General features: G+C 52.9%; 1 rRNA gene (only partly in view). It reads left to right on the top strand.

Annotated elements, in window-relative coordinates:
• Positions 1 to 2,500, top strand: a 23S ribosomal RNA gene (locus V1L66_RS22825); it begins 428 nt to the left of the window's first position.

The following is a 2,500-nucleotide window of genomic DNA, read 5'->3' as shown; positions in this document are numbered from 1 at the left end:
CACGTGAAATTCCGTCGGAATCCGGGAGGACCATCTCCCAAGGCTAAATACTACCTAGTGACCGATAGTGAACCAGTACCGTGAGGGAAAGGTGAAAAGCACCCCGGAAGGGGAGTGAAAGAGATCCTGAAACCGTGTGCCTACAAGTAGTTAGAGCCCGTTAATGGGTGATAGCGTGCCTTTTGTAGAATGAACCGGCGAGTTACGATTACGTGCAAGGTTAAGCTTTAGAAGGCGGAGCCGCAGCGAAAGCGAGTCTGAATAGGGCGAAATAGTACGTGGTCGTAGACCCGAAACCAGGTGATCTACCCATGTCCAGGGTGAAGGTGAGGTAACACTTACTGGAGGCCCGAACCCACGCACGTTGAAAAGTGCGGGGATGAGGTGTGGGTAGCGGAGAAATTCCAATCGAACTTGGAGATAGCTGGTTCTCTCCGAAATAGCTTTAGGGCTAGCCTCGTGATGAGAATACTGGAGGTAGAGCACTGTTTGGACTAGGGGGCCATCCCGGTTTACCGAATTCAGACAAACTCCGAATGCCAGATATTTATACACGGGAGTCAGACTGCGAGTGATAAGATCCGTAGTCAAAAGGGAAACAGCCCAGACCACCAGCTAAGGTCCCAAAGTAATCGTTAAGTGGAAAAGGATGTGGCGTTGCACAGACAACCAGGATGTTGGCTTAGAAGCAGCCATCATTTAAAGAGTGCGTAATAGCTCACTGGTCGAGTGACGCTGCGCCGAAAATGTATCGGGGCTAAACGATTCACCGAAGCTGTGGATTGACATCTACGATGTCAGTGGTAGGAGAGCGTTCTAAGTGCGTTGAAGTCAGACCGGAAGGACTGGTGGAGCGCTTAGAAGTGAGAATGCCGGTATGAGTAGCGAAAGACGGGTGAGAATCCCGTCCACCGTATGACTAAGGTTTCCTGAGGAAGGCTCGTCCGCTCAGGGTTAGTCGGGACCTAAGCCGAGGCCGATAGGCGTAGGCGATGGACAACAGGTTGATATTCCTGTACCACCTCCTCACCGTTTGAGAAATGGGGGGACGCAGTAGGATAGGGTAAGCGCGCCGTTGGTTGTGCGCGTCCAAGCAGTAAGGCGTGTGTGTAGGCAAATCCGCACACTGTAACGTTGAGCTGTGATGGCGAGTCCGTATGGACGAAGTTCCTGATTTCACACTGCCAAGAAAAGCCTCTATCGAGGTGAGAGGTGCCCGTACCGCAAACCGACACAGGTAGTCGAGGAGAGAATCCTAAGGTGTGCGAGAGAACTCTCGTTAAGGAACTCGGCAAAATGACCCCGTAACTTCGGGAGAAGGGGTGCTCTTGAGCGTGCAAGCGCATGAGAGCCGCAGTGAATAGGCCCAGGCGACTGTTTAGCAAAAACACAGGTCTCTGCAAAACCGTAAGGTGACGTATAGGGGCTGACGCCTGCCCGGTGCTGGAAGGTTAAGAGGAGTGGTTAGCGCAAGCGAAGCTGCGAATTGAAGCCCCAGTAAACGGCGGCCGTAACTATAACGGTCCTAAGGTAGCGAAATTCCTTGTCGGGTAAGTTCCGACCCGCACGAAAGGCGTAACGATCTGGGCACTGTCTCAACGAGAGACTCGGTGAAATTATAGTACCTGTGAAGATGCAGGTTACCCGCGACAGGACGGAAAGACCCCGTGGAGCTTTACTGTAGCCTGATATTGAATTTTGGTACAACTTGTACAGGATAGGTAGGAGCCAGAGATCTCGGAGCGCCAGCTTCGAAGGAGGCGTCGGTGGGATACTACCCTGGTTGTATTGAAATTCTAACCCATGCCCCTTAGCGGGGCAGGAGACAGTGTCAGGCGGACAGTTTGACTGGGGCGGTCGCCTCCTAAAAGGTAACGGAGGCGCCCAAAGGTTCCCTCAGAATGGTTGGAAATCATTCGTAGAGTGTAAAGGCACAAGGGAGCTTGACTGCGAGACCTACAAGTCGAGCAGGGTCGAAAGACGGGCTTAGTGATCCGGTGGTTCCGCATGGAAGGGCCATCGCTCAACGGATAAAAGCTACCCCGGGGATAACAGGCTTATCTCCCCCAAGAGTCCACATCGACGGGGAGGTTTGGCACCTCGATGTCGGCTCATCGCATCCTGGGGCTGTAGTCGGTCCCAAGGGTTGGGCTGTTCGCCCATTAAAGCGGTACGCGAGCTGGGTTCAGAACGTCGTGAGACAGTTCGGTCCCTATCCGTCGTGGGCGTAGGAAATTTGAGAGGAGCTGTCCTTAGTACGAGAGGACCGGGATGGACACACCGCTGGTGTACCAGTTGTCTTGCCAAAGGCATCGCTGGGTAGCTATGTGTGGACGGGATAAGTGCTGAAAGCATCTAAGCATGAAGCCCCCCTCAAGATGAGATTTCCCATTACGCAAGTAAGTAAGATCCCTCAAAGACGATGAGGTAGATAGGTTCGAGGTGGAAGTGTGGTGACACATGGAGCTGACGAATACTAATCGATCGAGGACTTAACCAA

Origin of the sequence: Lysinibacillus sp. IITD104, assembly GCF_036698265.2 — a bacterium.
Classification (GTDB): Bacteria; Bacillota; Bacilli; order Bacillales_A; family Planococcaceae; genus Lysinibacillus; species Lysinibacillus boronitolerans.
The sequence above is the reverse complement of the archived record's forward strand: the minus strand, read 5'-3'. Positions and strand labels throughout refer to the sequence as shown.